Genomic DNA, 26,718 nt, shown 5'->3' with positions numbered 1-26,718 from the left:
CGCGAAATGCGCCCCTTTTCCCAGGAAACGTTCACTTGGCGGCCGGCGCGGGGGCCGGGGCGCCCGCCGGTGCGTCGGCCGACGGGGCGCCGCCCGAGGGCGGCGTGGTGACGAAACCGATGCGCGTCATGCCCGAACGGCGGGCCGAGGCCATGACCTTGGCCAGGACCTCATAGCGGGTGTTCTGGTCGGCGCGGATGCGGATTTCCGGCTGCGGCTTGGTGCCGGCGATCGACTTGAAGCGGTTGGGCAGGTCATCGATATTGACCGGCTTTTCGTCCCAGAACAGCGCGCCGCTGGCATCGATGGCCAGGTCCACGGTCTTGGGTTCTTCCTCGATCTGCTCGGCGGCCACCTGGGGCATGTTGATCTTGATCGAGTGCGCCAGGAGCGGCGCCGTGATGATGAAGATCACCAGCAGCACCAGCATGACGTCGATCAGGGGCACCATGTTGATCTCGGAAACGGTACTGCTTCCGGATCCTTTACCCTCGAAGCTGCCAAAAGCCATTATTCGCTCCCGCGTTGAGCCGCGGCGCCGTGGCCATTCTGGCGGCGCAGGGCACGCACCTTGCCGTCGGACAGCGCCACTTGCTGGCCGGTCGTCAGGAAGGCGAACAGATCGTGCGCGAAGGCATCCAGGCGCGACAGGAACACGCGGTTGTTACGCACAAAGGTGTTGTAGGCCAGCACGGCCGGAATGGCAACCGCCAGGCCCAGGCCGGTCATGATCAGGGCTTCGCCCACCGGACCGGCGATGCGGTTGATGGTCACGCCGTCGGACAGGCCGATGCCGACCAGCGCGTGGTACACGCCCCACACCGTGCCGAACAGGCCGACGAACGGCGCGGTCGACCCCACCGAAGCCAGCACCGTCAGGCCGTTTTCCAGCTTGGCGGTTTCTTCGTCGATCACCTTGCGCATCGTGCGCGTGACGAAATCGGTATTCGAGCCCGCTTCTTCCAGCTTGGTGGCGCCGAACTTGCTGTGGTGCGCCTGGGCGTGCATGGCGTGACTGGCCAGGTGCGAGAACGGATCGCGCGCGCCGTGCGTCACGATTTCGTTTTCGACCTGCTCCAGCGAGCTGGCATTCCAGAACTTGTTCAGGAAGTCAGCCGAACGCTTGCGCATGCTGACGTTGCTCGCGACCTTGACCAGGATCAGGTACCAGGTCACCAGCGACATCAGGATCAGGATAATGAACAGGCTCTTGCCCACGAAGTCGCTTTGGGCGACGAAGTGCAGAAAGCCCATGTCGGGGACGGCCGCGGGCGCGGGCACGGCCGCCGGCATCGCGGCGGCGGCGTGCAGCGCGTCGGCGGTTTGCTGGACGGTGCCGGCAGCCTGCTGGGCAACACCGCCGGCCGTGGCGGCAGCCTGCTGGGCAGCGGGCGCGACGGCAGCGGCAGCCGGCGCTGCTGCCGGACTGGTGGTCGCCTGCGCCACCAGGGTGGCGCTATGCATTGCGTTGGACATCTCAGTTCCTCATTACGAAATCGAACGGAATTTTGGCTTTGGCGGGATAGGCCACGCCATTGCGGGTATAGGGTTTGAAGCGGCCCTTGCGGGCGGCGGCCAGTGCCGACTCGTCCAGCCTCGGGAAGCCCGAAGACGCGTCGATGGTTGCCCGCTCGACCAGCCCCTGGGTATTGATTTCCACCAGCACCACCACCCGGCCCTCTTCCCGCATGCGGCGCGACGCCATCGGGTAGTTGGGCATGGGCCGCGCGCCCTGGAACTCGATGCTGGACACCAGCACGGGCTGGTCCGGCGGCGGACCTTGCTGCGGCCCTTGCGGCGCCTGCGTGCCTTCGGGGGCACCGGACGGCGGCGTCTGCACCGGCGGCGTTTCCGTCTTGGGCTCGGGCTTGGCTTCCTGCTTGGGCTGGGGCTTGGGTTTGGGCTTCGGTTTGGGCTTGGGCGCCGGCATCGGCGGCTTCTCGACGACCGGCTCGGGCTCGGGTTCAGGCTCGGGCTTGAGTTCCGGTTCGGGATCAGGCTCGGGTTCGACCTCGGGCTGCGGCGGCGGCGTTTCCACCACGGGCTGCGGCACTTCCGGCGTGGGTTCGGCTTTGGCGATCTGGGGAATGGGTGCGTCGACCACACTCACCATGATGGCCTCGGGTTCCTCCAGTTCAGGACGACTCGCGGGAGCCATGTAAATGGCGTAGACCACTGCGGCGTGTAGCGCCACGACCGCCAGGCCAGCGCCTGCGCGTATACCAAATGACGACGTCGATGAAGAGTTCAAACCACGTTGAAAGCTAGGCATGAATCAGCCAGGGTGCATTAACTTATCTGGCCAGCCAGAAAAAAGACGCGCGCCGCAAGGCGCCGACGGCTGACCGGTACAAGCCGAACATCATATCTTAAATGCGAATGATTCGCACGTCATATTTCAGATGGAATAGAGTAACACTCCTTGCGTGACATCAAAGCAGGACCACATCCGCTTTTGGTGCCACCCCATCCACCCCGGCCGCCCGCGCGTGCCCCCGCATTCGACGGCACGGCCCCGTCCACCGCACAGCCCCCAGCCATAACAATCGCGCCGCGCAAAACAAAAAACCCGCCACGGCGAGGTGTGCGGGTTCTTGATGGACTTGCTTCTTGCGTCGCGCGTTTTGCGTGCGCGCTTTTTGTATTGCTGATGGTGGGTGCTACAGGGGTCGAACCTGTGACCTACGCCTTGCAATGGATTAAAAATCCATAAAAATCAATAATTTACAAATCCAACCCGCTGAAAAAACCAACCACATAGAACTCTCTATTGTTCCACGTCATGCTGGCACTGCGCGCTCGGAATCCTGCCCGGTCGGCGCTGGAGCAGCGATGGGGGGCTCGGCCACTGCATTCGGCGACACCGCGCCGCCCTCCTTGTTCAACTTGATGTACTGCACATTCAGGGTGACCACCTCATCGTAGTGAAGGACAAAGTAGTCGCCAACGATGGGGTAAAAGCGATTCGGGTTATGCGGCTTCCTCTGCTTGGAACGCCGCCCAACAAAGACACCTTTGCGCCGCCTACGAGAAGGCACTTCCGGCCCCATTTTTTTACTGTCTCTTGCCCAACCCATGCCACCGGGAAGGAACACCGCATCCGCAGACAACGGCCTTCGGGAAGCTTGGCTTATGACCAAGCGGTCCAATTGCCCGTGTTCATCTACAAAGTAGTGCTCAAGAAATCCCTGATATAGATAGCACCCCTTGCCAACCTCAACCAATGCAGCCACTTGTATGAGGTCCGGCCGGTCGCCCTCAGCAAAGTCCGCTCCTGAGAGAAGGTAGTACCAGGGGGCACGTCGAAAACGAAAGAGCTTGCTGAACGGGCTGTCCGACCGATCCAAGCCGCATTTAGTAATAGCCAACTTCCAGAAATAGGGGAAGATAAACGCAAGTACGTACAGCGCGCAGAAATACTGGGCGATCCATAGCCAGTAGCGAACCATCACTGCCTGATCGTCGGGTTCCGTCCCCTTCGACATGAGCCGAATCAGGATGTCGAATCGAACACTTCGGTCCAAGAAGCAGTACGTCACTGCGAGAACGATCGCATGCAGCACGCCAGCCCAGAAAATCGACCGAATGACTACGTCGCCGAATGGCGAGTAGTCAATCTTGGTTCCTTCGCGCATTTCCAGGCCAGACCGAAACGCAAAGCCCGGCAACACCAACAACAGGATGACAGCTGCCGGGAGTGCGAAATTCATCTGGTCAGGCGAACCTCATAGTAGCCCGGGCGGGCCAGACAGGATTAAGCTGCAACGGGAACCACTTCAACACTGACTTTTTGACGCTTGCCGTCATCGTTGAGCATGAAGCTAGAACGGGGCCGGTCGCTGCCGGTCTGCGCGCTAACGGCTTGCTCGACCGCCAGCCGTAGGGCACGTGCAGTGCTGGGGTTCTTCAGAAGCTGCTTTGCAAGGTCGCTTTTGTGGGCTTTCATAACATCCTCCGTGAGACGCCGTCTGGCTGGCCGCACCGACGCACTCTCCTGCGTGGGCCTCTTAACCAAGTCTGGCGGGTTTGTTGCCTCATCGGCCCCGCTTCGAGAGCGGTTACGCTTTCACTACTTGTCAACTAGGGGCGTTTTTTGCCAAGTAAGCGCTTTAGGAAACTATAGCAAATTGCTAATTTTTTTCCACCCTAGATTGCGACGTTAAGTTGGACAGCAAATTTCGCTTAAGTTCCGAGGCCAGCTAGGTTAGGAAATTTGCTTCGTTAACGAAGCTTGCCAACCTTGCACGTTGGAAGGCTTCTGACACCAGGAGCGTGGCATGTGTGGTCGCATCGTCCAGAAGTCCGGGCCGCTCGATTACGTCGAGCGCATCTTTCCCAACCCTCGCCGCGTCTTTGATGACCCAGCCGGCCCGCGCTACAACATCCCGCCCGGCACGCGACCGCTGACCTTGCATCGCCTGGCCGGCAACTCCGAAGTCGATCGGCGATGGTGGATCTGGCCCCCGAACGGTTCGAAGTACGCCATGAACTATGCCAGGCTCGACAAAATCCTCGGCAACAGGTGGCCTTGGAAGATGCTGACAGGGCACGGCCAGATTCCGGTGCCGGCCGATGGCTGGTATGAATGGAAGGCGCTGAACGATGAACCCAAGCCGCCAAAGCAACCGTATTTCATCCACGCGGCCGACAGCGCGCCCCTCTACTTCGCGGCCCTGAGCAACTGGCGCCCCGGCGCGGACAAGGACGAGGCCCACGGCTCTGCAATCGTCACGGACGACTCCCTGGGCGGCATGGTCGACATTCACGACCGCCGGCCGGTGGCGCTGCCGGCTGATCTGGCAATCCACTGGATGGATCCAGACTTTCCCACTGAGCATGCGGTAGCGCTGCTCGAGCACGGACTGCCCGAATCAGCTTTCACCTGGCACCCGGTGCGCCAGGAGGTGGGCAACTCCAAATACCAGTTGCCAGACGCAATCGCACCCGTCGCGCCTACGGCGCCGGCTTGACCTTCTCGTAGAGGGTGATCGCCGCGGCAAGGGACGGCTCTATGCCGTGCCGCGTACCGTTCGCCGCCCAGACCTCGAACTGCCAGCGGTTCTGCACGAACACCTTGCGGATGGTCCAACCGCGAGGCCCCGCCCAATAGTAATCATCCCGCTGCTGCCAGTCTGCCGCATCCGCCATGTTCCGCCCCAATCGGCTGAAATCGGGGCCAAATTGCGCGAATTCCAGGCTCGATTGAACTGGATATTAATACAGTATTTTGTATAGTTCCGTAAACTTCCAGTGCAGCGTCCTGCGGACACATCCCCTAGGCGAACGTCGCCGCGGCAACGACCCAGGCCAGACCGGGATTGGCACGGGCAGGATGTACTCCATGCTCCATCAAGGCCTCAACCGCCACGTCGAGCGCATGACCCTAGACGCGTTGGCCAAGTTCGGCGCCACCGTGCCCAGCGCCATCCCCGATCTGCTGGAGCCGCAATTACTCACCTTCAATTCTGAGCGCGGCATGATGGTCGTAGGCTTCGAAGAAATCGCCGGCTGTAGGTACTACCAGGGGTGGTGGATGCAGTGGTTCAACAGTTAAGGCGTCTACGCCATACCGAGTTGCCCCGCTATATCTTTAGGCTCAAGACTAGCTCGCAAGTCGCTTCTAAACTTTTCCCGGCCTCTAAGAATCGACTCTCCATCGATCAATAGCATCCGAGCCTTCTTCACATGGTCCGGCAATTGCGGATGCTCAAAGACGAAGCGCCACGCCTCTTCCTGAAGATCTTTCGAGGTCCTGGTTTCATCCCAAAAACCAGCATCTGTTAAGGCCAGCTCAATGCTCGGACCTAGCCTAGCTTCGACTTCCATAATGACCGAGTCCAAATATTCGGCAAAGGCCACTGGTGGGTTGACTCCTCGCCCCACCCTATCTCCAGGGGGAGCAAGCAACCGTACCCTCCCAGCGTCATCAACCCTGCCCGTTTCTGCAATATTCCACCCTCGATGAACAACCGCATTTCTTGTCTCACGGAGGTATCGATAGTTGTTTTCACCGCTATTCCCCCCTAATCCATCAAGAGCGTGAGTCATCCTGTCTTGCGGCGATTTAGGGCAATACTCCCTCACCGCCTCGGCGAGAGACATTAGATGCATGAAGTAGAGGCCATATGTGAGCCTCATTTCGTCACCGTTAGCCGGAGGGAAGAATCCGGCCAGAATGTCCATCAGGACTCGGTCCTTGCAGTCCACGTACCACTTAAGCGAAAACAACTTTTCTTCGTTGTCTGTAGCCATGCATCACCCTTGATCCAGCTAGTAGGAGCTGCGACGCATGATATCTGATTACCTGGGCCAAGCACTTATAATTGCGCGAAGCTTGCTTGAGCATTCCCCATACTGGACTGCCAGCGCTATATAGCTACGCGCGAAGTCGTCCCAGCTATCGCTGGTCACCTCGGGTACCGGCGGGCACGGCTGGGCCAAGTTGGCCGGCAGAATTGGCCAGGCGGCCGGCTTCGTTGATGTGCTGCGGCCGGCCAGCGTCAATACGGCAGCCAGCAGGTAAAGGGCTTTGGACTTCGACACGGGTATACCTCTCGATGATCTTCGGCTGTGCCTCTCGCAGGGCGGCGGCGCTGGTCTCGAATGTCGCCGCGATGCCAGCCAGACGGCCGGTTTGGGTCTTGAACTCGTTGAGCTCGGCCATGGCGTGGTCGGCGTTGGCCTTGACCGCGCCCTCGTCGTAGCGCTTGGAGCCGTACAGGATGCCGCCCGCACCGATCGCCATCAGCACCGCCGCGCCGCCGATCCAGGGCAGCGACATGCGAAGGACCGGGTTCACGGCTGCACCTGTGCGACGGCTTGGCGGTACAGGTCCGGCCAGGTCTGCGGATGCGGGCGCCCAGGCCGCCAGGTGCGCAGGTACAGCGCAAGCGGCCCCGTCAACGTCGCCGACGGCCGGTAGCGCATTTGGGTCGGTCCACAGCATCAGCCGCGCGACACCCGCCGCCAGCACATCGTCGTATTCCAGCGTGGCGTAGATCCTGTCCGGGTCGCAGGGCACGCTGCGGGCCTTGCACAACGCCGCCAGGTGATCCCTACTCGTCGCGTGCAGGAACACGCCCCACACCATCGCGGCTCGCGCGCACGCCCTTCTCGAACTGCCAAAAGCCACGAGCCAGACCACCAATCTGGCGCCGGTGCACAAAGCGGCTTTCCTGCAGGCCGATGGCCAGCAGCATGACGCGCGCCGTCGGCGTGTCCATGCGTGGCGGCAGCAGCGCCAGTGCCGGACTGATCGCGGCGTCGTTGATGGTCTTCAGATCTATGACTACCCCTCCCCGCCAAACCGCACGCCGAACAAGTTGACCTGCGCCTCGGCCACCCATTCCAAAAGCCCTTTCTGGCGCATCGTCGCCATCCAGCGCATGTATGCGCCCAGCACCCAAGAAACCGCTCGCCCCTCAACCCAGGACGACAATCGATGTGCTGGGCGCCGCCGAACTGCTTAAGGTTCATCCAAAAACTGTCCTTGGTCTAATCGATGACGGCGCTATCCCGGCCGCCAAGGTCGGGCGCGCCTATGCCATGCTCGTAAAAGATATGCTTGGCTACCTGGAAAAGATGATCGTCGCCCAGACCAGCGCACGAATGCGCGCACCTACCAAAGCCCAGCGGCAAGGTCAGAGCCGCGCAGGTTCGCGTAACGCATCATCATCCGCTGGCTGTTATGGCCGGTGATCTTCATGATCTGCGTTTCCGAAAGCTGCGTGCGTTCAAAGAGGCGGCTTGGAGCCTCGCGTTGTAAGTCGTGGAGAGCCCGCCTGCTCGAACACGTTGGCGAACAACTTTTAGACAGAAAGTCGCTTGTCGCCGACAGTGCAGCGTCCTCGCCACTCCACCATGGAAACAGCAAAGCATCGGGCGCCAACTTACGTTCCGCTACGTAGGCCTCCAGCAAGCCCCGCGCAACGCTCGACGTGGGAACCTGGCGCTTATCGCCATTCTTCGTCTTATCCAGAAAGATAGTTCGCTTCGGCAAGTCCGCCTGATGCACGCGCAGTGTGTACATCTCCCGCAGTCGCATCGCCGATTCCAGCGCAAGCAAGTACAGGAGGACGCAGAACCACCTTGTCAGGAACGCATAGGGTTTATGCTTTCTTGTAAGCTCTCCGCCGTCTATCACGGCTAGAACCGCCTCATCCTCGCCCCGCTCCAGCCGGCGGTCGCGTTCTTGATCAACGCGCTTCACTCCTCCGGCCTTGACTCGATCCTCTTCCGTGTACTGTGCGTAGCCATTGGGCAACGAGCGAAACGGATGACCCCGAAGGGTCAGATACCCTTAGCTCATTCCCCAATCGGTACACCTGGCCAACGCCCCCACGCGGGCCCTGATCGACGCCGGCGCAAGCCGCTCTTTGGGTGGTTAAGGCTCCCTTAGGCTCCCTATTCGGGTGGCAAAAAGGCAATAAAAAAGGCACTTGGCTGAGCCTAAGTGCCTGATTTATAGCGCTTTTGAGTGGTGGGTGCTACAGGGGTCGAACCTGTGACCTACGCCTTGTAAGGGCGCCGCTCTACCAACTGAGCTAAGCACCCGTCTTGGTTGTGAATCTCGCTTTGCAACCGATGCATGCACATCAATGGCGGCATCTCGAAAAACACTTGCCGGGGTACTCAAAAGCAATACGCGGGCCGGAGTATACCGGACCGCGTACCTGTCGGCAAATCACCGGGCGACGTGGCCGCGGAGATTCGCCTGGCCGTCGATTAGTTGACGGCGTCCTTCAGGGCCTTGCCCGGACGGAACTTCGGCACTTTGGCCTTCTTGATCTTGATGGTCTCGCCCGTGCGCGGGTTGCGGCCGGTACGAGCAGCGCGAGCCGACACGGCAAACGTGCCAAAGCCCACCAGGGTGACCGTGCCGCCCTTCTTCAGGGTGGTCTTGACGGCACCGATCAGGGCGTCGAGCGAGCGACCGGCGGCAGCCTTGGAGATATCGGCCTTGCTGGCGATGTGATCGATGAGTTCGGTTTTGTTCATTCAGGTGTACCCCTCACAAGGTATGGAGTCTGCCGGGAGTGCAGTTCATGCTGTCATGGGAAGGCCACGACCAGATGACGCGAAGACCCGACAAACGACGAACAGACTAGTGGATAAACTTTTTCTTGCGCTGCAAAGCACAACTTTTAAACTGCTGCGCCGCTTGGGTTTCAAGGGGTTGAAGACCCTCAAACCGTCAGCGACGCAGACATGTATTAGGCCTTGGCGTAGAGCGGCTGTCAAGCGAAAACCTCACCACAACCCGCACCAATACTAGCTTTTAGGCCTTTTCGCAATAAACAAAAACGCGCATTTAGGGGTTTGCGCGACACCGCCGCGCACCACTTTGCAGCAGCCTCACACGTCGGCCCAACGGCGCAGCAGATTGTGATAGATACCGGTGAGCTGGACGATCGACGGATGGCCCGATGCGTCCTGGTTCAAGCGCTGTATGGCCACGTCCATATCGAGCAGCAAGGCGCGCTGGCTGTCTTCGCGCACCAGGCTCTGCATCCAGAAAAACGAACTGACCCGCGCCCCGCGCGTCACAGGGTTGACCTTGTGCAGGCTGGTGCCCGGATACAGCACCATGTGCCCCGCCGGCAACTTCACCGCGCGCGGGCCGTAGGTATCGTCGATGACCAGCTCGCCGCCGTCGTAGGAATCGGGGTCCGAGAAAAACAGCGTGGCGGACAGGTCCGTGCGCACGCGCTCGGCGGTGCCAGTAACGCCGCGCACCGCGTTGTCGACGTGGTAGCCAAAGGCCTCGCCACCTTCGTAGCGGTTGAACAGCGGCGGAAAGATCTTGCGTGGCAGCGCGGCCGACATGAACAGGTTGTTGCCCGCCAGCCGCTGCAGGATCAGGTTGCCCAATTCTTGCGCCAGCGGATGCTGCTCGGGCAACTGGCGGTTGCGCTTGACCTCGGCAGACTGGTAGCCCGCCGTGACCTTGCCGTCGACCCAATCGGCGGCGTCCAGGCGGCTGCGGATCTCGGCCGCCTCGGCGGGAGTGAAGACTTCGGCGATCTGTATCAGCATGGATTCTTGCCTTGTTGCGGCCGACGCGAGGCCGCGCCGGCACCCGCGTGAATTATCCCTGCAGGCAGCCGTTGAGCGCCTGATCGAAATCAAACAGCAGATCGGCCTCATCTTCGATGCCGACCGACACGCGGATCAGGCTGTCGGCGATACCCATCTGCTTGCGGCGTTCGGCGCCCATCTCATAGTAGATGGTATGCGCGGCGGGCAGCGCCAGGCTGCGGGTGTCGCCCAGGTGCGTGGCCATCAGCACGATGCGCAGGCGGTTCAGGAAGTCGAAACAATCCACGCCATCGGCCAGCTCCACGCCCAGCAGGCCGCCAAAGCGCGAACCGAACAGCGCAGCCGCACGCGCGTGCTGCGGGTGGCTGGCCAGCCCGGGGTAATGCACCTTGGCCACGCCGCGGTGCTCTTCCAGGAAACGCGCCAGCGCCAGCGCGTTGGCGCAGTGCTTGGCCATGCGCAGCGCCAGCGTCTCGGCGCCGACCGCGATGCGGTGCGCGGGCTCGGCGGCCAGCGTGCCGCCCATGTCGCGCAGGCCCTTCTTCTTGATCTGGGTCAGGCCCCAGCTGGTGGGCGCGCCCTTGCGGTATGCGTCGAAGATATTGGAATAGCCGGACCAGTCATACAGGCCCGTGTCGGTCACGGCGCCGCCCAGCGCATTGCCGTGGCCGCCGATGTACTTGGACAGCGAATTCATGACCAGCGACGCCCCCACCACCGACGGACGGAACATCCACGGCGACGTCAGCGTGTTGTCCACCACGTAGACCAAGCCTTTTTCGCGGCAGATCTCGCCAATGACGGCCAGGTCCGCGACCTGGGTGCCGGGGTTGGCGATCGTTTCCGTGAACACCATGCGGGTGTTGGGCTGGATCGCCGCACGCACCTGCGCGGAGTCGGTCGCATCCACGAAGGTGATCTCGACGCCCAATTCCAGCAGCGTGCCCAGCAGGCTGTTGGTGTTGCCAAAGACGTACTGGCTGGACACCAGGTGGTCGCCACGGCGCAGCAGCGTGGTGAAAATGGCCGCCAGCGCGGCCATGCCGGTCGCGAAACTGACCGTGCCCTTGCCGCCTTCCATGTGGTTGATCTTGGCTTCCAGCGCCGTGGTCGTAGGTGTGCCCTGCCGCGCGTAGGTGAACCCTGCCTTGCCCTGGAACACCGCCGCCAGTTCGCGCGCGTCGTCGTAGGCGAACTCCGACGAGGGATGCATCGGCTTGTGCACCGCTCCGTGCTCGACGGATTGCTGGCGGTCGGAATGGAGAATCGTGGTGGTAAAGCCGTTCTGGTGCATGATGGGCTACGCGGAAAAGAAATATCTACGGAAAAGAAAGGCAGCGCCGGGTCAGTCCTGGCGCTGACGCACGGTTTCGTACAGGCAGACGGCGCTGGCCACGCTGACGTTCAGGCTTTCGACCGAACCCAGCATGGGAATGTTGACCAGCTGGTCGCAGGTTTCGCGCGTCAGGCGGCGCATGCCCTCGCCTTCGGCGCCCATGACCCAGGCCATCGGCTGACGCGCGTCGATCTTGTGCATGCTGTCGGTGGCCTGGTCGTCGGTACCCACCAGCCACACACCGCGGTCCTTCAGGCTGCGCATGGCGCGCGCCAAGTTGGTGACCATGATGTAGGGCACGGTATCGGCCGCGCCGCAGGCCACGCGCTGCACCGTGCTGTTCAGCCCCACCGCGCGGTCGCGCGGCGCGATCACGGCGTGCACGCCAGCGGCGTCCGCGGTGCGCAGGCAAGCGCCCAGGTTGTGCGGATCGGTCACGCCATCCAGGATCAGCAGCAACGGCGGACCTTCGATCACGTCGAGCACTTCGTCCACATCGACCGCCAGCTGGCGTTCGTCGGCCAACGCCACGACGCCCTGGTGGCGGGTGCCGCGCGCCAGGCCGTCCAGGCGCTCCATGGGAACCGGATGCAGGCGGCGGCCCGCCTTTTCGGCCTGCTCGATCAGCGTCTGCATGCGCTTGTCGCGACGCGACGCTTCTACGTAGATTTCCTTGATTGACTCGGGCGCGTGGCGCAGCCGCGCGACAACCGCGTGAAACCCGGCAAGGACTTGGGTCGACGCCATAACTATGCAATACCTTTAGATAAACGAATACCCGCTCCAGAGCGGAGCGGGCCACCGGACGCATCCGGCAATAAGCGCAATGTTACCCCTTATGGGGCGCTTGCCCCACGTCCGGCCCGCGCTCACGCAGCAAGACCGGACGCAGTTCCGTCAGTGACGCTTGCGGACGGCCTTCTTGGCCGGTGCGGCGCGCTGGGGCGGCTTGGCCGGCTTGCCGGCCTTCTTGGCCTCGGCGCGGCGTTCCTTGGCGGTTTGTCCCTTCAGCGCGGCGGGCTTGGGCGCCGCCGCCTTCTTCACGCGGCGCGGCCCCTCGTCGGGACCGCGGGCCGCCGCCTTGCGCAAGGCGTCGAAGCTGGTGCCCTGCACCAGGCGGAACTCGATGCGGCGCGCTTCCAGGTCGACGCGCGATACCTGCACCTGGACCTTGTCGGTCAGGCGGTAGCGCATGCCCGTGCGTTCGCCGCGCAGCTCGTGCAGCGCGTCGTTGAACTGGAAGTATTCGCCGCCCAGCTCGGACACGTGCACCAGGCCTTCGACGTGCAGGGTATCCAGCGTGACGAAGATGCCGAAGCTGGCCACGCCCGTGACGGTGCCGCTGAAGTCCTCGCCCACGCGCTCCTTGACGAACCAGCACTTGAGCCAGGCTTCGACGTCGCGCGAGGCTTCGTCGGCACGGCGTTCGCTGGCCGACAGCACCAGGCCCATCTTTTCCCAGATGGCGTGCTCGTGCTCGCGCTGGGTGCGGCCGATGACGACCGGCTGGTCGTCCAGGCTGGGCACGTAGCGCTGGCCGGCCAGCAAGGCCTTGATCACGCGGTGCGTGAGCAGGTCGGGGTAGCGGCGGATCGGCGAAGTGAAGTGGCTGTAGCCAGGATAGGCCAGGCCGAAGTGGCCAAGGTTGTCCGGGCTGTAGATGGCCTGCTGCATCGAGCGCAGGCACATGGTCTGCAGCAGCTGGTAATCGGGGCGTCCCCGCACCGAATCGAGGAACTCGCCGTAGTCCTTGGCCGTGGGCGACTCGCCCCCGCCCAGCGACAGGCCCATGGTGCGCAGGAATTCGCGCAGCGACTGCAGGCGTTCGGGCGTCGGGCCTTCGTGGATGCGGTACAGGCCGGGATGCTTGCTGCGGGTCATGAAGTCGGCCGCGCAGGTGTTGGCCGCCAGCATGCACTCTTCGATCAGCTTGTGGGCATCGTTGCGCACCGACGGCGCGATCTGTTCGATACGGCCCAGCTCGTTGCAGACGATCTTGGTCTCGACCGTGTCGAAATCGATGGCGCCGCGCTTCTTGCGGCTTTGCGACAGCAGATGGTAGAGCTCGTACAGGCTCTGCACCTGCGGCATAACGGCGCGCATGGCATGGGCAGCCGGACCGCCGGGCTGCTGCAGCGCCGCCCAGATATTGGTATAGGTGGTGCGGGCATGCGAATGCATGACCGCGTTATAGAACTGGTAGGCGGTGACCGTGCCGGCCTTGGCGCCCGAGGCCGGGATCACCATGTCGCAAACCAGCACCAGGCGGTCGACGTCCGGATTCAACGAGCACAGACCGTTGGACAGCGATTCGGGCAACATCGGAATGACGCGGCGCGGGAAGTACACGCTCGTGCCGCGCTCGAGCGCGTCGTCGTCCAGCGCGTCGCCGGGACGCACGTAGTTGCTGACGTCGGCAATGGCGACCAGAAGGCGCCAGCCCGGGCGCTTGCGCTGGCCGGTGCCCAGTTCCACGGCCTCACAGTAGACCGCGTCGTCGAAATCGCGCGCGTCTTCGCCGTCGATGGTGATGAGCGGCACATCGCGCAGGTCCACGCGGTCTTTCAGATCGCTCTTGCGGACCACGTCCGGCAGACGGGCGGCCTGCTTGCGCGCGGCTTCCGAGAATTCCACGGGCACGTCGAACTTGCGCACCGCGATCTCGATTTCCATGCCGGGATCGTCGATTTCGCCCAGCACCTCGGCCACGCGGCCCAGCGGCTGCGTATGGCGGGTGGGCTGCGCCATGATCTCGACCGCCACCACCTGCCCATGCTGGGCGCCGTTGGTGTCGCTGGGCGGGATCAGGATGTCGTGCTTGATGCGCTGGTCTTCAGGCACCACGATGGACAGGCCGTGCTCATGCAGGAAACGCCCCACCAGCTTATTGGTGCGGCGCTCGATGACCTCGACGATGGTGCCTTCCGGCTTGCCCCGGTATTCGCCCGACGGCTTGACCAGGACGCGATCGCCATGCAGCACCTTGAGCATTTCGCGCGGCGACAGGAACAGGTCCGGCCCGCCGTCGTCGCGCAAGAGAAAGCCGAAGCCATCACGGTGGCCCAGCACCTTGCCAGCAACGAAATCCAGTTTGGTGGCCAGCAGCAGGACGCCCTTGCGATTGGGCATCAATTGGCCATCGCGTTCCATGGCGCCCAAGCGGCGCTCGAACCCCACCAGCGTCGCCGGACGCTCCACGCCCATGCGTTCGGCCAACTCCACCGGAGACAACGGCGCCCCCGCGGATCGCAACGCTTTCAGGATGGCTTCACGGGACGGAACATCGGGGTCGAAGTCAGGCGGCGCTTCCGGCAACGGAGTGGATCTGTTGTTGTTCGATTCGTTATTCGATCGTTTTGCCAAAGCTAAATTTTCCGTATATAATGCGCAGCTTCTGTGGTTCGCCCAAGGCTGAACACTGAAGCAGAAGTGGTCGAGACGGATTGTAGATTGATTTTTAACTACATACTGTTTTGTGATTTCTGACCGCACCAGCAGCACCGGTAATGCAAACAGCAATGCGCAAACAGCAAAACCCATGCAACTGAGCGGCAGCGTATCACAAAGTCTTTACCAAAATCTCTCAGTGCCCAGGTGGCGGAATTGGTAGACGCGCACGGTTCAGGTCCGTGTGCCGCAAGGTGTGGAGGTTCGAGTCCTCTCCTGGGCACCACGGAATTCCGATCAAGGCGGCTGGCATCAAATGCAGGCGGCGTTGATTAAAAAGTTGAAAGCCCCGGTAATCGAAAGATTACCGGGGCTTTTGCTTTATTCGTCGGTTGACGCCAAGGCAATTAGCACCAAGCACCGAAACGCTCAACGCCAAGGCACCTTCCGATTCAGATGGTGGCGCGCATACAGGTCCGCGCCCATGCCTTCGATCTGGCCGTCGATCAGCGCCTCGAATGGCCGCAGCAAAGCATCGAAGCTCTGCGGCGCCTCGATGGCATTGAGCGCATGCGTCACGGCTTCGATGGTGGACAGGGCGCCCGCAATGTCGGCATGCCTGACCCGGTAGCGCGTCATCAGCCCGGCAGGCAGCATCACGCGCGGCAGCGCGGCCAGCTCGGGATTGATGTGCAGCAGCTTGCGCGCATGCGTCCACGTGCCGTCCGGCACGATCAGCTGTATCGGCCCGCCCACAGCCGCCGCGCAGTCCGGCGTCAGCACCTGGGCGCCCTCGCCCGGGAACAGCACGTGCGGCGTCCAGCCAGGCTCGGCCCACTGCTCATGCCGGAAGCATTCCCCCACCAGCCGCCGCGCCCCCGCCAGGCCCAGCACCGCCAAGCGCGCCGTGTTCAAGGCATGACGCGCTTCGCTGGGATGCTGCAGGACCACCACGCGGGTCCGCGGCGCCAACGCGGGAATCAAGGCGCACAGGCAATGGGATTCAGGGCGCTTGCAGCGCAGGCAGACGGTACGTGACATGGGGCGACACTATAGCGAAAGCGGCCTTCCCAAAAAAATCCAAAAAAAAGTGAAAAAAAAGCCGCATGACTTGCACACTTCAAAAAAAGTATGCATAATCTCGTTCCTCTGCTGCTGAACACGAAACGAAACGCAAGCGGTTAGCTGAAAAGCCAACACGGAAGCGCGACGCGGAAGGTGAAGCACCAGCGCCCAGGTGGCGGAATTGGTAGACGCGCACGGTTCAGGTCCGTGTGCCGCAAGGTGTGGAGGTTCGAGTCCTCTCCTGGGCACCAATTATTACATCACGAGGTACCTGTCGTGATGCGCCAAGAAAAACCCCGTTCGCGAAAGCGACCGGGGTTTTTTCTTTTCCGGCCCAAGTTCCGGACCCTGCCTGCAAGACCGCCCTGCCGCGACAATCCGCTGCGGCAAAACGCAGCGGCCCGCGCCAGGCCGACCTGGTTCACATAGCGGCCCGCGGCAAGCGGGCCGGTTCATCGCGTCAGCCCAGCACCCGCGTCATGACGACATGCGCGATGCCTGCCTCCATGAATTCGTCGCCTTCCACGCTGAAGCCATGGGCCTCGTAAAAGCCCTTGGCGTGGGTCTGCGCATGCAACACCAGCATGCGGTGGCCATCGCCATGGCCCTGCCCGATCAAGGCGTCGAGCAGCAATCCGCCCACGCCCAGGCCGCGCGCCCGCTTGTGCACGGCCATGCGGCCGATGTGGCCGTCGGGCAGCAGGCGCCCCGTGCCCAGCGGCGTGCCGTCGGGGGCATAGGCCACCGCGTGCACCGACACCGCATCGTCATCGTCCATCTCGACCTCGGGCGGCACGTTCTGCTCGACCACGAAGACTTCATAGCGCACCGATGAGGCATCGTCGCGCAGGCGGTCCCAGGTTCCCAGGGAGATCCGTACCGCCGGTTTTTCGTTCGCCATTTTCTTTTCCTTCGCGCTGCCGCTATAGATGAATCCGTTGCCGCCATTTTCGCAGGGATGGCGCGCCGGCGAAACAGGCGTACGATCGCGGCTGGCCCACTTTCCGCCCACCGCCCGCCATGCCGCAAGCTGCGACGCCCGCCTGGTTGAAATTCGCCCCCGCGCTTTTCTTGCTGCTGTGGTCCAGCGGCTTCGTGGTGCTCAAGGTCGGGCTGGCCTACGCTGATCCGCTGACGTTCCTGGCGCTACGCTACGCCTGTGTGGTGGCGCTGCTGACGCCGCTGTTGCTGGCGTTGCGTCCGCCGTTGCCGCGCGGCGCCAGGGCGTGGGGACACCTGGCCATGGTGGGCCTGCTGCTGCAGGCGGGCTACTTCTGTTTTACCTATCTGTCGCTCAAGCACGGCATGTCGGCCGGCGGCGTGGCGCTGATCACCTCGCTGCAACCCATCCTGATCGGGCTGCTGGCGCCGGCGATCGCGCACGAGCGCGTCGACGCGCGCCGCTGGGCGGGCCTGGGGCTGGGCGTTTGCGGCGCCGCGCTGGTCATCGTGTCCAAGGCTTCGGTCGACCTGGCCTCGCCGCTGGGCCTGGTGTTCGCCGTAGCCGCGCTGCTGTGCATCACCAGCGGCACGCTGTACGAGAAACGCTTCGGCGTGCAGACCCATCCGGTCACGTCGAACACCGTGCAATATGCGGTGGGCCTGCTGGTCACGGCGCCGCTGGCCTTTTCGCTGGAACCGATGCGCATCGAATGGACCGGCCCGTTGCTGGGCTCGCTGGCGTACCTGGTGATCGGCAATTCGCTGGTGGCCATCACACTGCTGCTGGCCATGATCCGCCATGGCGAAGCATCGCGCGTATCCGCGCTGTTCTTCCTGGTGCCGCCGGCCACGGCGGTCATCGCGCTGGCCATCCTGCACGAACCCATTCCGCCGCTGGCCTGGCCCGGCATGGCGCTGGCCGCGCTGGGCATCCTGCTGGTGACGCGCTCGGCGCGGCCGCCGCAAGCCGCGCGGCCAGTAGAATGAGCGCCTTTTCGCACCCACGCCTCTTGCCGCCATGAATGCCGTCATCACCGCCGCCCTGCCGGTCTTCGCGCTGATCCTGACCGGATGGCTGGCGGCGCGCTGGCGCGTGCTGGGCCCCGGCGCCACCGACGCCCTGAACCGCTACGTGGTGTACCTGTCCCTGCCCGCGCTGCTATTTCGAGCGATGACGCAAGTGGACCTGGCGCACATGGCGCACTGGGGCTTTGTCGGCGCGTTCGCCGGCGGCATCGCGGTGACCTTCCTGCTGTCGTTCCTGCCGCGCAAACGCGGCCCGCATGGACTGACCGACCGCGGTATCGAGGGCCTGGCCGCCGCCTACGCCAACGCCGGCTACATGGGCATCCCGCTGTGCCTGGCGCTGTTCGGCGCCGAAAGCCTGGCGCCCGCGGCGTTCACGACACTGCTGACGGCCAGCGTCCTATTCGGCTTTGCCATCGCCCTGATCGAATTCGACCGCCAGCAGGCGCCGAACCTGGCGGCCACGCTGCTCAAGGTCGGCCGCGCGCTGATGCGCAACCCGCTGCTGGCCGCGCCGGTGCTGGGGCTGGCCTGGGCCGGCACCGGCCTGGCGCTGCCTGAAGGCGTGGACCGCTACGTGTCCTTGCTGGGCGCCTCCGCCAGCCCCTGCGCGCTGGTGACCATCGGCTTGTTCCTGGCGCAGACCGAAACCGCCAGCCCAGGGCCCGGCGTGCTGCGGCTGGTTGCCAGCAAGCTGCTGCTGCAGCCGGCCGTGACCGCGCTACTGGCATTCCAGGTGTTTTCCATGCCGCCGCTGTGGGCCTGGACCGCCGTGCTGATGAGCGCCCTGCCGATCGGCACCGGCCCCTTCATGCTGGCCCAGATGTACGGGCGCGACGCCCGCGTCACCTCCCGCGCCATCCTGGTATCGACGGTGCTGTCGGTGCTGACCGTCAGCCTGCTGGTCGCCTGGATCAGCGCGAATCCGATTTCCTAGCCCGGCCTGATACCTTCGGCGGGCCTTTATATAACTTTTAGTTATTAAAGAAGCACGAATAGATGCTTTGAGAAATGTTCCCCCGGCCTTAGACTTTCAGCCATCACGACGGGTGCGGCAACGCGCCCGTTTGCATTGACCTTACCGATCCCCCGGGACTCGACCATGAGCACCAACGCCTCCACCCTGCCCCTGCCTTCGGCGCTGCCCCCCATCCACATCAACCGCAAGCCACTCTGGATCGCGCTGTTGCTGGTGCTGGCCGGCGCCCTGTACCTGAACCAGACCGTCAGCTGGCGCCAAGGGGCCTTGTGGATCGTGGGCGCTCTGCTGGGCGTGGCGCTGTATCACGCGTCCTTCGGCTTCACCCAGGCCTGGCGCGTATTCGTGTCGGACCGGCGCGGCGCCGGCTTGCGCGCGCAGATGTTCATGCTGGCCGTGGGCGTGCTGCTGTTCTTCCCGTTCCTCGCGCAGGGCTCGCTGTTCGGCCAGCCCGTGACGGGCCTGGTCTCGCCCCCGGGCGTTTCGGTGCTGCTCGGCGCGTTCCTGTTCGGCATCGGCATGCAGCTGGGCGGCGGTTGCGCCTCGGGCACGCTGTTCGCCGTGGGAGGCGGCAACACCCGCATGCTGGTCACGTTGCTGTTCTTCATCATCGGTTCGGTCATCGCCACCGCCAATTTCGGCTGGTGGTCCACGCTGCCCGCGCTGGCGCCCACCTCGCTCATCAAGACCTGGGGCCTGGCGCCCGCCATCGCCGCCAACCTGGCGGTGTTCGCCCTGATCGCCTGGATCGCCACCGTGCTGGAAAAACGCCGCCATGGCCACGTGGTGTCGTTCGCCTCGCGCACCGCGCGCCCCGCCTCCCTGCTGCAAGGCCCCTGGCCGCTGATCTGGGGCGGCGTGGCGCTGGTGGTGCTGAACTTCGCCACGCTGGCGCTGGCCGGCCGGCCTTGGGGCATTACCTCGGCCTTTGCCCTGTGGGGCGCCAAGGCGCTGGATGCCATGGGCAGCGACGTGGCCGCTTGGGCCTACTGGAGCAAGCAGGCCGCGCTGGGCGCGCCGCTGCGCCAGGACGTCACGACCGTCATGGACATCGGCCTGATGCTCGGCGCGCTGGCCGCGGCCAGCGCCGCCGGCAAGTTCGCCCCTGTCTGGAAGGTGCCGGCCCGCTCGCTGGCCGGCGCGGTCATCGGCGGCTTGCTGCTGGGCTACGGCGCGCGCCTGGCCTTCGGCTGCAATATCGGCGCCTATTTCAGCGGCATCCTGTCGGGCAGCCTGCACGCCTGGCTGTGGCTGCCGGCCGCGTTCGCGGGCAGCGCCCTGGGCGTGCGCCTGCGCCCCCTGTTCGGCCTGGCGGTCGAGAAAACGCCCGCGGCGTCCAGCTGCTGAAAAACACTGTTCCAGCCATGCCCCCTGCAAGGGGGCATTTTTACGTCCGCCGTGGTGTAAGGTTGCTCCATTCCGAAACACGGAGATGGACATGCAATGGATTGCCGGCCGCTTCACGGCCTTTATCTTGACCCTGGCGGGCGCCGCCGTGACCATGGTGCTGGCGTTCACCGGCTCGCTCTGGTGGCTATGGGCAGCGGTGCCACTGACGATGCTGGGCATGCTGGGCGTCTATGACCTGATCCAGACCCGCCACGCCATCCGGCGCAATTACCCAGTCCTGGGCAACCTGCGCTTCCTGTTCGAATTCATCCGCCCCGAGATCCGCCAGTACTTCCTGGAAGACGACACCCAGGCCTCGCCGTTCTCGCGCGCGCAGCGCTCGATCGTGTACCAGCGCGCCAAGCGCGAGATCGACAAGCGCCCCTTCGGCACGCAGGAAGATGTCTACGGCGACCGCTACGAATGGATCAACCATTCCATGTCGCCCACCCACATCGGCGATACCGATTTCCGCGTGAGCGTCGGCGGCCCGGACTGTACCCAGCCGTATTCGATGTCGGCCTTCAACGTGTCGGCCATGAGCTTCGGCGCCCTGTCCGCCAACGCCGTGCTGGCGCTGAACGAAGGCGCGCGCCAAGGCAACTTCGCCCACGACACGGGCGAAGGCGGCATCAGCCGCTACCACCGCCAACCGGGCGGCAGCCTGGTGTGGAATATCGGCTCGGGCTACTTCGGCTGCCGTGACGAGCAAGGCGCGTTCTCCGAAGAAGCCTTCATCAAGAACGCCTGTACGCCGCAGGTGAAGATGATCGAAATCAAGCTGTCGCAAGGCGCCAAGCCTGGCCACGGCGGCATTTTGCCCGCCGGAAAAGTCACGCCCGAAATCGCCGAAGCGCGCGGCGTGGTCGCCTGGCAGGACTGCAATTCGCCCGCCAGCCACTCGGCCTTCGACACCCCCATCGGCCTGATGAAATTCGTAGCTCGGCTGCGCGAACTGTCCGGCGGCAAGCCGGTGGGTTTCAAGTTCTGCGTGGGCCATCCTTGGGAATGGTTCGCCATCGTCAAGGCCATGCTGGAAACCGGCATCACGCCCGACTTCATCGTGGTGGACGGCGCCGAGGGCGGCACGGGCGCCGCGCCAGTGGAATTCGTCGACCATGTCGGCACGCCGCTGCGCGAAGCGCTGCGCCTGGTGCACAACACCCTGATCGGCGTGAACCTGCGCGACCGCATCAAGCTGGGCGCCTCAGGCAAGATCATCACCGCCTTCGACATGGCCCGCGTCATGGCCATGGGCGCCGACTGGTGCAACGCCGCGCGCGGCTTCATGTTCGCCATCGGCTGCATCCAGGCCCAGGCTTGCCACACCGGCAAATGCCCCACGGGCGTCACCACCCAGGATCCGCTGCGCCAACGCGCCCTGGTTGTGCCGGACAAAGCCCAGCGCGTAGCCAATTTCCACAAAAACACCCTGCACGCGCTGGCCGAGCTGCTGGCCGCCGCCGGCCTGACGCACCCCAGCCAATTGCGGCCGCATCACATCGCGCGCCGCATCTCGTCCAGTGAAATCCGGCTGCTGTCGGCACTGTTCCCCGAGCTGGCGCCGGGCGAACTGCTGCGGGGCGAATTCCGCCACCAGGTGTTCCGCGCAGGCTGGGCGATGGCGCAGGCCGACTCGTTCCAGCCGACCCACGACATCAGCACCGCGCTGGCGCAGGAACACGCGCTGGCGCATCCGCCCCAGGCCGCGCCGGCGTAAACGGCGCTACAGCCAGCGCTCGAACATCCGCGAAAAGAACTCCATGAACCGGTCATCCACGCCCCGGCCCCGCCAGGCCTCGGGCGTGATGCGTACCGAGTCGGCCACGTCGCGCTGGAACAGGGCCTCCATGTCGGCGGCGAAATCCGGCCCCAGCACCACGGCATTGACCTCGTAGTTCAAGGCGAAGCTGCGCCAATCCATGTTGCTGGAGCCCACCGTGGACCAGACGCCATCCACCACCGCCGTCTTGGCGTGCAGCAGCGCGTCGCGCCGTTCGTAGATCTTCACGCCAGCCTTCAGCAACTTGCCGTAGTGCGAGCGGCCCGCGTTGAACACCAATGACGAATCGCTGAAGCCCGGCAGCACCAGCACGACATCCACGCCACGCGTGGCCGCGTCGGCCAGCACATCGATAAAAGCCGGGTCGGGCACGAAGTACGCCATGGTGATGTGGATGGATTTCTGCGCGCTCTCGAACGCGGACATCAGCGTCAGGTACACCGTATAACCGTCGCTGCGGTCGGGCTGGTTGGCCAGGATCCGCACCCGTGTCGGCCCCTGCGGCGGCGCGATCGTCTCGCCTGCGCCCTTGAGCGGGTCCTTGGCCTGGGTTTCCCAGCCGGCGCGGACCACAGCGTCCAACTGGGCGACGGCAGGCCCCTCGATGCGCAGGTGCGTGTCGCGCCACGGCGCGGCGCGGGCATCGGTATTCTTGGCGTCGGGGCCGCTGCCCACGCCGCCCGAGCCGCTGCCGCCGCCAGAGGGCGACGAGGCATAGACGCCGCTGACGTTGATGCCGCCCAGGTAGCCGACCTTGCCGTCGACCACCAGGATCTTGCGATGATTGCGCTGATTGGGCGACCAGCCGGCGCGGCTGCCGTTCACCGGGCTCACGGGGTTGAACACGGCGACCTGCACGCCCGCGTCGCGCAAACGCTGGAACAACGCGTCCGGCGTCTTGATCGTGCCCACGGCGTCCACCATCAGCGCCACGTCCGCGCCCCGGTTGTGCGCCGCGATCAGGGCCTCGGCAAAGCGGGAGCCCTCTTCGTCATCGTCGAAAATATAGGTTTCCATGTGCACATAGCGACGGGCCTGCGCGATCGAACGCAGCATGGCCTGGTACGTGCTGGGGCCGTCCGCCAGCAGGCGCACGCGATTGCCCGCCACCAGCGGCGCGCCGCTGACGGCTTCTTCGACCGCCAGGTGGCGGGCCAGGAAATCGTCTTTGGGGGTGCGCGGGTCCGCGGCCAAGTCGCGGCCGCGGCGGTAGCTATCCTGCGCCGCATCGGCCGACAGGCCGGCTTGCGCCTTGCGGGCGGCGCGCTCCTGCGCATCAGGCACGCTGGCGCAGGCGGCCAGCATGGCGGCGATACAGCCCAGCGCCGCCGCGCGCATCCACCGCCACCCCGCCCGCCATGGCGGCAGGCCGAAGGCGGCCTGCGCAGGGACCGGTGACGGCCTCATGGCGTCGGTTTAGCGCCGGTTGGCCAGCAGGCAGCAACCCAGCAACACGCCCACCAGCGTCGCCACGCCGACCGACTTCCAGGCGTTTTCGTGGACGTATTCGTCGGCATAGGCCTTGGCGCGGCGCGCCCGGTCCAACGCCTGGTCTTCCCAGTCGCCGGCGGAATCGCGCGCCTCGGCCAGTTGACGCTTCAGACGCGAGCGGGCCGCTTCGATTTCGGAGCCGGTATACGAGGCCGTCGAACGCAACAGGTCTTCGGTGCCGGCAAGCAGCTCCTGGAAGCTGTCGCTCACCCGGTCACGATGCAGGGCCATTTCAGCGCGCTGGTTCTTTCGATTCATAGTCGCTCCTAATGCGTAATGCGGATTGGGCCGCCCCGGGCCGCCGCCCAATCGGCTAACGGCAACCCGTCGCGGGGCAAACGGACCCCGCCAGGCCATGGGCTCATTGTGACCGGCCCAAGACGGCCCCGCCCGAGCTTTGGCAACCAGCCGTTAACTGATATTTCAGTGGCGCGGAACTTGCTGAGGGCTTCCAGCCCCCCACGGCGACCGCCCCTGGGGAACCGGGGCGCAGTATGCCGCCAGGCGGCCCCAATTTCGTAAAAGTCCATTGCATTTCAGGAGCTTAGACTTGACACCAGAACCCCTCTGGCCGCCACAATAAGCCTTTGCAATGCGCTTCATCAGCCTCAAAAAAGGAACTGAACGCATGGTCTCCCCTTCCGCACTGCTCGCCGGCGCCGCCCCGCACTTCCTGGCGCCCCAACCGCAACCCGCCAGCGCCGAACAACGCGAACTGTGCGACGGGCTGCTGGACCGCCCCGCCCATATCGACCCCAAGTTTCTCTACGATGCGCTGGGCTCGTCGCTATTCACCGCCATTACCTTGCTGCCCGAGTATTACCCGACCCGCTGCGAAGCCGAAATCTTTGAGCGCCATGGGGCGGATATCGCCCGCCGTATCGGCCCGGTGCAATCGCTGATCGACCTGGGTGCCGGCGATTGCGTCAAGGCGGAGCGGCTGTTCTCCAGCCTGCGCCCCCGCCACTACGTCCCCATCGACATTTCCGCCGACTATCTGCAGGCGGCCGTGCGCAGGCTACGCCTGTCCTACCCCGAACTGCGCATTACCGCCATCGGCCAGGACTTCTCCCAAACGCTCGCCCTGCCGCCCGAAGTCGCGCCCGAAGGACGCCTGTTCTTCTATCCCGGCTCCAGCATCGGCAACCTGAACCCGGACCAGGCCCGCGCCATGCTGCAGCGGATCCGGCGCCAGTGCCAAGGCGGCGGACTGTTGGTGGGCGTGGACCGCATCAAGCCCAGCGAAGTGCTGGAGCCGGCCTACGACGATGCGCTGCACCTGACCGCCGCCTTCAACCTGAATCTGCTGCGGCACGTCAACGACATGCTGGGCGCGGATTTCAACGTCGACGACTGGCGCCATGTGGCGCTGTTCAACAGCGAACAATCGCGCATCGAAATGCACCTGCAGGCGCTGCGGCCGGTCACCGTCCGATGGCCCGCCGGCGAACGGCGTTTTGCCGCGGGCGAACGCATCCACACGGAAAACTCCTACAAGTTCACGCCCCAGGCCTTTACCGGCCTGCTGCAGAGCGCGGGCTATCACAACATTGAGCACTGGTCGGATTCTCGCGGCTGGTTTTCGGTTTTCAGCGCCCGCGCGTAACGCGCGGCGTCCCTCAACCCGCCCCTGGAGGATCGCCATGGAACCTGCCTGCCTGCTGACCCACCCCGCCAACGGCCCCTATGCCGCCGGACAAGCGGGCCAGCACGACCGGTACGATGCCGTGCGCGCCACTAGCACGGCGCTGGCCGCGCCGCTCAGCCCCGAAGACTGCCAGGTGCAATCCATGCCCGATTGCAGCCCCGTCAAATGGCATCTGGCGCACACCACCTGGTTCTTCGAGACCTTCCTGCTGACGCACTTCCATCCGCCCTACTCGGCCTTTCACCCGCAGTACCGGATGCTGTTCAATTCCTACTACAACGCTGTCGGCGCCAAGCACCCGCGCCCGCAGCGCGGCCTGCTGTCGCGTCCGCCGCTGTCGGACGTGCTGCATTACCGCCAGCACGTGGACCAGGCCATGCACGACCTGATTTCGCGATTGGGCGGCAACGACCCGGCCTTCGATGCCTTGCTGGAACTGGGTTTGAACCACGAGCAGCAGCACCAGGAACTGATCCTGACGGACCTGAAGCACATGCTGTCGACCAATCCGCTGAAACCGGCATACGTGGCCGCCGGCTCGCCCGCCTTACCGCCAGGCACGGCCGCCGGCTGGACCCGCTACAACGGGGGCGTGGTCCGCGTCGGCCATGATGGCCGCGGTTTCGGTTTCGACAACGAAGGCCCCGCGCATGACGCGCTGCTGGCGCCGTTCCATCTGGCCGACCGGCTGGTGACACAGCACGAATACCTGGCCTTCATCCGCGACGGCGGCTACAAGCGTCCGGAACTGTGGCTATCGCTGGGCTGGGAACGGGTCTGCGCCGAAGGCTGGCGAGCGCCTTTGTATTGGGAAGGCCAGCGCGACGACTGGCGCGTCTTCACCCTGCGCGGCATGCAGGAGCTGGAACTGCAGGCCCCGGTCACCCACGTCAGTTACTTCGAGGCCGACGCCTACGCGCGCTGGGCGCGCGTGCGGCTGCCGCGCGAGGCGGAATGGGAACACGCCGCCCGGCAACTGCCCGACGGCGCTTACTCCCATCGCGCCAACATGCTGGAAAACGGCCACCTGGATCCCCGGCCCGCGCCGGCCCGGCTGGGCGCCAGCGGCCCCGCCCAGTTGTATGGCGACGCCTGGGAATGGACCGCCAGTGCCTACGACGCCTACCCCGGCTTTACGCCGGACGCCGGCGCGGTGGGCGAATACAACGGCAAATTCATGTGCAACCAGTACGTGCTGCGCGGCGGCTCCTGCGCCACACCACGCGGCCATATTCGGCCCAGCTACCGCAATTTCTTCCCGCCGGAGGCCCGCTGGCAGTTCTCGGGCATCCGTCTGGCGCGGGACGCGTAAAAAAACGCGCCCAACCCAGTTGCATTGCCAAAAAATTTCATGCTAGAATTTCGTTCTTCGTTACTCAGCTTCGTTTGAAACTGAGCGCGGCCAGGGCAAAAATGCTGAAAAACGCAAAAATGCCGAAAGCTTTGCGGAACGGAAAGTTCAACGAAAAAAGATGGCGCATTAGCTCAGCCGGTTAGAGCGACGGAATCATAATCCGCAGGTCCCCTGTTCGAATCAGGGATGCGCCACCAAGAATTTAAAAAGGCCTTCACGCAAGTGAAGGCCTTTTTGCATTGGGCCATTGCATTGGGCCATTGCGTGGGGCCATTTTTTT

27 protein-coding genes, 4 tRNA genes and 1 pseudogene are annotated in these 26,718 nt (G+C 64.2%); 12 read left to right on the top strand and 20 right to left on the bottom strand.

The genetic code is table 11. The features are described 5' to 3' along the window. Nucleotides 1-31: 31 nt before the first annotated feature. The 5 genes from A9974_RS10980 to A9974_RS10960 all read right to left on the bottom strand — a co-directional run bounded on the left by A9974_RS10980 (nucleotide 32) and on the right by A9974_RS10960 (nucleotide 3,946). A complete protein-coding gene (locus tag A9974_RS10980; protein ID WP_183004107.1) occupies nucleotides 32-511 on the bottom strand; it encodes a biopolymer transporter ExbD in 480 nt (159 codons plus the stop codon). Further along, nucleotides 511-1,476: a MotA/TolQ/ExbB proton channel family protein gene (locus A9974_RS10975; protein ID WP_183004106.1), complete on the bottom strand. Its 966-nt coding sequence runs from the start codon at nucleotides 1,474-1,476 to the stop codon at nucleotides 511-513. Before A9974_RS10975 ends, A9974_RS10980 begins: the two co-directional genes overlap by 1 nt. A gap of 1 nt (nucleotide 1,477) precedes the next feature. Further along, a complete protein-coding gene (locus tag A9974_RS10970) occupies nucleotides 1,478-2,272 on the bottom strand; it encodes an energy transducer TonB (protein ID WP_183004105.1) in 795 nt (264 codons plus the stop codon). 508 nt (nucleotides 2,273-2,780) lie between these two features. Next, nucleotides 2,781-3,710 (bottom strand): hypothetical protein, encoded by a 930-nt coding sequence (locus A9974_RS10965; protein WP_183004104.1) that lies wholly within the window; start codon nucleotides 3,708-3,710, stop codon nucleotides 2,781-2,783. A gap of 44 nt (nucleotides 3,711-3,754) precedes the next feature. Further along, nucleotides 3,755-3,946, bottom strand: a complete 192-nt coding sequence (locus A9974_RS10960) for a hypothetical protein (RefSeq protein WP_183004103.1) — start codon at nucleotides 3,944-3,946, stop codon at nucleotides 3,755-3,757. A 331-nt stretch (nucleotides 3,947-4,277) separates the two neighbouring features. Here A9974_RS10960 and A9974_RS10955 point away from each other — a divergent pair, with 331 nt between their 5' ends. Next, nucleotides 4,278-4,970 carry an SOS response-associated peptidase gene (locus A9974_RS10955; protein ID WP_183004102.1) on the top strand — a complete coding sequence of 231 codons (693 nt, stop codon included), beginning with the start codon at nucleotides 4,278-4,280 and terminating at the stop codon, nucleotides 4,968-4,970. On the opposite strand, the gene A9974_RS10950 is transcribed toward A9974_RS10955, so the two are convergent. Then, on the bottom strand, nucleotides 4,954-5,148 hold the full coding sequence (locus tag A9974_RS10950) for a hypothetical protein (protein ID WP_183004101.1): 195 nt from the start codon (nucleotides 5,146-5,148) through the stop codon (nucleotides 4,954-4,956). The two genes, A9974_RS10955 and A9974_RS10950, sit on opposite strands and share 17 nt — an antisense overlap. 193 nt (nucleotides 5,149-5,341) lie before the next feature. On the opposite strand from A9974_RS10950, the gene A9974_RS10945 reads away from it, so the two are divergent. After that, complete coding sequence (locus A9974_RS10945) at nucleotides 5,342-5,554, top strand: hypothetical protein (protein WP_255468116.1); 213 nt, start codon at nucleotides 5,342-5,344, stop codon at nucleotides 5,552-5,554. A 5-nt stretch (nucleotides 5,555-5,559) separates the two neighbouring features. On the opposite strand, the gene A9974_RS10940 is transcribed toward A9974_RS10945, so the two are convergent. The 3 genes and pseudogenes from A9974_RS10940 to A9974_RS10930 form a co-directional block, all read right to left on the bottom strand. Next, nucleotides 5,560-6,252 carry a hypothetical protein gene (locus A9974_RS10940; protein ID WP_183004099.1) on the bottom strand — a complete coding sequence of 231 codons (693 nt, stop codon included), beginning with the start codon at nucleotides 6,250-6,252 and terminating at the stop codon, nucleotides 5,560-5,562. Nucleotides 6,253-6,397: 145 nt separating this feature from the next. After that, nucleotides 6,398-6,799 (bottom strand): hypothetical protein, encoded by a 402-nt coding sequence (locus tag A9974_RS10935; RefSeq protein ID WP_183004098.1) that lies wholly within the window; start codon nucleotides 6,797-6,799, stop codon nucleotides 6,398-6,400. Continuing rightward, nucleotides 6,796-7,286 (bottom strand): annotated as a pseudogene (locus A9974_RS10930) (hypothetical protein). Before A9974_RS10930 ends, A9974_RS10935 begins: the two are co-directional and overlap by 4 nt. 103 nt (nucleotides 7,287-7,389) lie before the next feature. Between A9974_RS10930 and A9974_RS29650 the strand changes: the two are divergent. Next, nucleotides 7,390-7,698, top strand: coding sequence for a helix-turn-helix domain-containing protein (locus A9974_RS29650; RefSeq protein WP_183004097.1), 309 nt, complete (start codon nucleotides 7,390-7,392; stop codon nucleotides 7,696-7,698). On the opposite strand, the gene A9974_RS29460 is transcribed toward A9974_RS29650, so the two are convergent. The 7 genes from A9974_RS29460 to rnr form a co-directional block, all read right to left on the bottom strand. Then, nucleotides 7,619-8,209, bottom strand: coding sequence for a site-specific integrase (locus A9974_RS29460; protein ID WP_370539608.1), 591 nt, complete (start codon nucleotides 8,207-8,209; stop codon nucleotides 7,619-7,621). The genes A9974_RS29650 and A9974_RS29460 overlap by 80 nt on opposite strands. 268 nt (nucleotides 8,210-8,477) lie before the next feature. Next, nucleotides 8,478-8,553: transfer RNA gene (locus A9974_RS10915), tRNA-Val, on the bottom strand. Between the two features lie 171 nt (nucleotides 8,554-8,724). Beyond that, complete coding sequence (locus tag A9974_RS10910) at nucleotides 8,725-8,997, bottom strand: HU family DNA-binding protein (protein WP_003812968.1); 273 nt, start codon at nucleotides 8,995-8,997, stop codon at nucleotides 8,725-8,727. Nucleotides 8,998-9,354: 357 nt separating this feature from the next. Then, nucleotides 9,355-10,035, bottom strand: coding sequence for a Fe2+-dependent dioxygenase (locus tag A9974_RS10905; RefSeq protein WP_183004096.1), 681 nt, complete (start codon nucleotides 10,033-10,035; stop codon nucleotides 9,355-9,357). Between the two features lie 52 nt (nucleotides 10,036-10,087). After that, nucleotides 10,088-11,332, bottom strand: a complete 1,245-nt coding sequence (locus A9974_RS10900) for a cystathionine gamma-synthase family protein (protein WP_183004095.1) — start codon at nucleotides 11,330-11,332, stop codon at nucleotides 10,088-10,090. A 51-nt stretch (nucleotides 11,333-11,383) separates the two neighbouring features. Next, nucleotides 11,384-12,121, bottom strand: a complete 738-nt coding sequence (gene rlmB / locus A9974_RS10895; protein WP_183004094.1) for a 23S rRNA (guanosine(2251)-2'-O)-methyltransferase RlmB — start codon at nucleotides 12,119-12,121, stop codon at nucleotides 11,384-11,386. Nucleotides 12,122-12,271: 150 nt separating this feature from the next. Then, a complete protein-coding gene (gene rnr, locus A9974_RS10890) occupies nucleotides 12,272-14,737 on the bottom strand; it encodes a ribonuclease R (RefSeq protein WP_183004093.1) in 2,466 nt (821 codons plus the stop codon). A gap of 225 nt (nucleotides 14,738-14,962) precedes the next feature. Between rnr and A9974_RS10885 the strand changes: the two genes are divergently transcribed. After that, nucleotides 14,963-15,047 (top strand) — tRNA-Leu (locus A9974_RS10885). A gap of 143 nt (nucleotides 15,048-15,190) precedes the next feature. Here A9974_RS10885 and A9974_RS10880 read toward each other — a convergent pair. Then, the gene (locus A9974_RS10880) at nucleotides 15,191-15,802 is read right to left on the bottom strand and encodes a tRNA-uridine aminocarboxypropyltransferase (protein ID WP_183004092.1); all 612 of its coding nucleotides are present in this window, start codon (nucleotides 15,800-15,802) and stop codon (nucleotides 15,191-15,193) included. A gap of 190 nt (nucleotides 15,803-15,992) precedes the next feature. Here A9974_RS10880 and A9974_RS10875 point away from each other — a divergent pair. Further along, nucleotides 15,993-16,077 (top strand) — tRNA-Leu (locus A9974_RS10875). A 209-nt stretch (nucleotides 16,078-16,286) separates the two neighbouring features. Here A9974_RS10875 and A9974_RS10870 read toward each other — a convergent pair. Next, nucleotides 16,287-16,727 carry a GNAT family N-acetyltransferase gene (locus A9974_RS10870; protein ID WP_183004091.1) on the bottom strand — a complete coding sequence of 147 codons (441 nt, stop codon included), beginning with the start codon at nucleotides 16,725-16,727 and terminating at the stop codon, nucleotides 16,287-16,289. A gap of 119 nt (nucleotides 16,728-16,846) precedes the next feature. Here A9974_RS10870 and A9974_RS10865 point away from each other — a divergent pair, with 119 nt between their 5' ends. From A9974_RS10865 to A9974_RS10850, 4 genes are all read left to right on the top strand, one after another. Continuing rightward, nucleotides 16,847-17,755 (top strand): DMT family transporter, encoded by a 909-nt coding sequence (locus A9974_RS10865; RefSeq protein ID WP_183004090.1) that lies wholly within the window; start codon nucleotides 16,847-16,849, stop codon nucleotides 17,753-17,755. A gap of 31 nt (nucleotides 17,756-17,786) precedes the next feature. Continuing rightward, nucleotides 17,787-18,731, top strand: coding sequence for an AEC family transporter (locus A9974_RS10860; protein ID WP_183004089.1), 945 nt, complete (start codon nucleotides 17,787-17,789; stop codon nucleotides 18,729-18,731). Nucleotides 18,732-18,896: 165 nt separating this feature from the next. After that, complete coding sequence (locus A9974_RS10855; RefSeq protein WP_183004088.1) at nucleotides 18,897-20,120, top strand: YeeE/YedE family protein; 1,224 nt, start codon at nucleotides 18,897-18,899, stop codon at nucleotides 20,118-20,120. Between the two features lie 91 nt (nucleotides 20,121-20,211). Next, entirely contained in the window at nucleotides 20,212-21,882 is a 1,671-nt protein-coding gene (locus tag A9974_RS10850) for an FMN-binding glutamate synthase family protein (RefSeq protein ID WP_183004087.1), read from the top strand. Between the two features lie 6 nt (nucleotides 21,883-21,888). On the opposite strand, the gene A9974_RS10845 is transcribed toward A9974_RS10850, so the two are convergent. Continuing rightward, a complete protein-coding gene (locus A9974_RS10845; RefSeq protein ID WP_183004147.1) occupies nucleotides 21,889-23,250 on the bottom strand; it encodes a phospholipase D-like domain-containing protein in 1,362 nt (453 codons plus the stop codon). Between the two features lie 111 nt (nucleotides 23,251-23,361). Continuing rightward, on the bottom strand, nucleotides 23,362-23,694 hold the full coding sequence (locus A9974_RS10840) for a YqjD family protein (protein WP_183004086.1): 333 nt from the start codon (nucleotides 23,692-23,694) through the stop codon (nucleotides 23,362-23,364). Nucleotides 23,695-24,064: 370 nt separating this feature from the next. Between A9974_RS10840 and egtD the strand changes: the two genes are divergently transcribed. The 3 genes from egtD to A9974_RS10825 all read left to right on the top strand — a co-directional run bounded on the left by egtD (nucleotide 24,065) and on the right by A9974_RS10825 (nucleotide 26,635). Beyond that, on the top strand, nucleotides 24,065-25,042 hold the full coding sequence (gene egtD / locus A9974_RS10835; protein ID WP_183004085.1) for an L-histidine N(alpha)-methyltransferase: 978 nt from the start codon (nucleotides 24,065-24,067) through the stop codon (nucleotides 25,040-25,042). Nucleotides 25,043-25,079: 37 nt separating this feature from the next. Next, nucleotides 25,080-26,396, top strand: a complete 1,317-nt coding sequence (gene egtB / locus A9974_RS10830; protein WP_183004084.1) for an ergothioneine biosynthesis protein EgtB — start codon at nucleotides 25,080-25,082, stop codon at nucleotides 26,394-26,396. 162 nt (nucleotides 26,397-26,558) lie between these two features. Then, a tRNA-Met gene (locus tag A9974_RS10825) sits at nucleotides 26,559-26,635 on the top strand. Nucleotides 26,636-26,718: the final 83 nt, after the last annotated feature.

Origin of the sequence: Achromobacter sp. UMC71 (assembly GCF_014170305.1) — a bacterium.
GTDB lineage: Bacteria > Pseudomonadota > Gammaproteobacteria > Burkholderiales > Burkholderiaceae_B > Achromobacter.
This window is presented reverse-complemented; position numbering and strand designations above follow the sequence as displayed.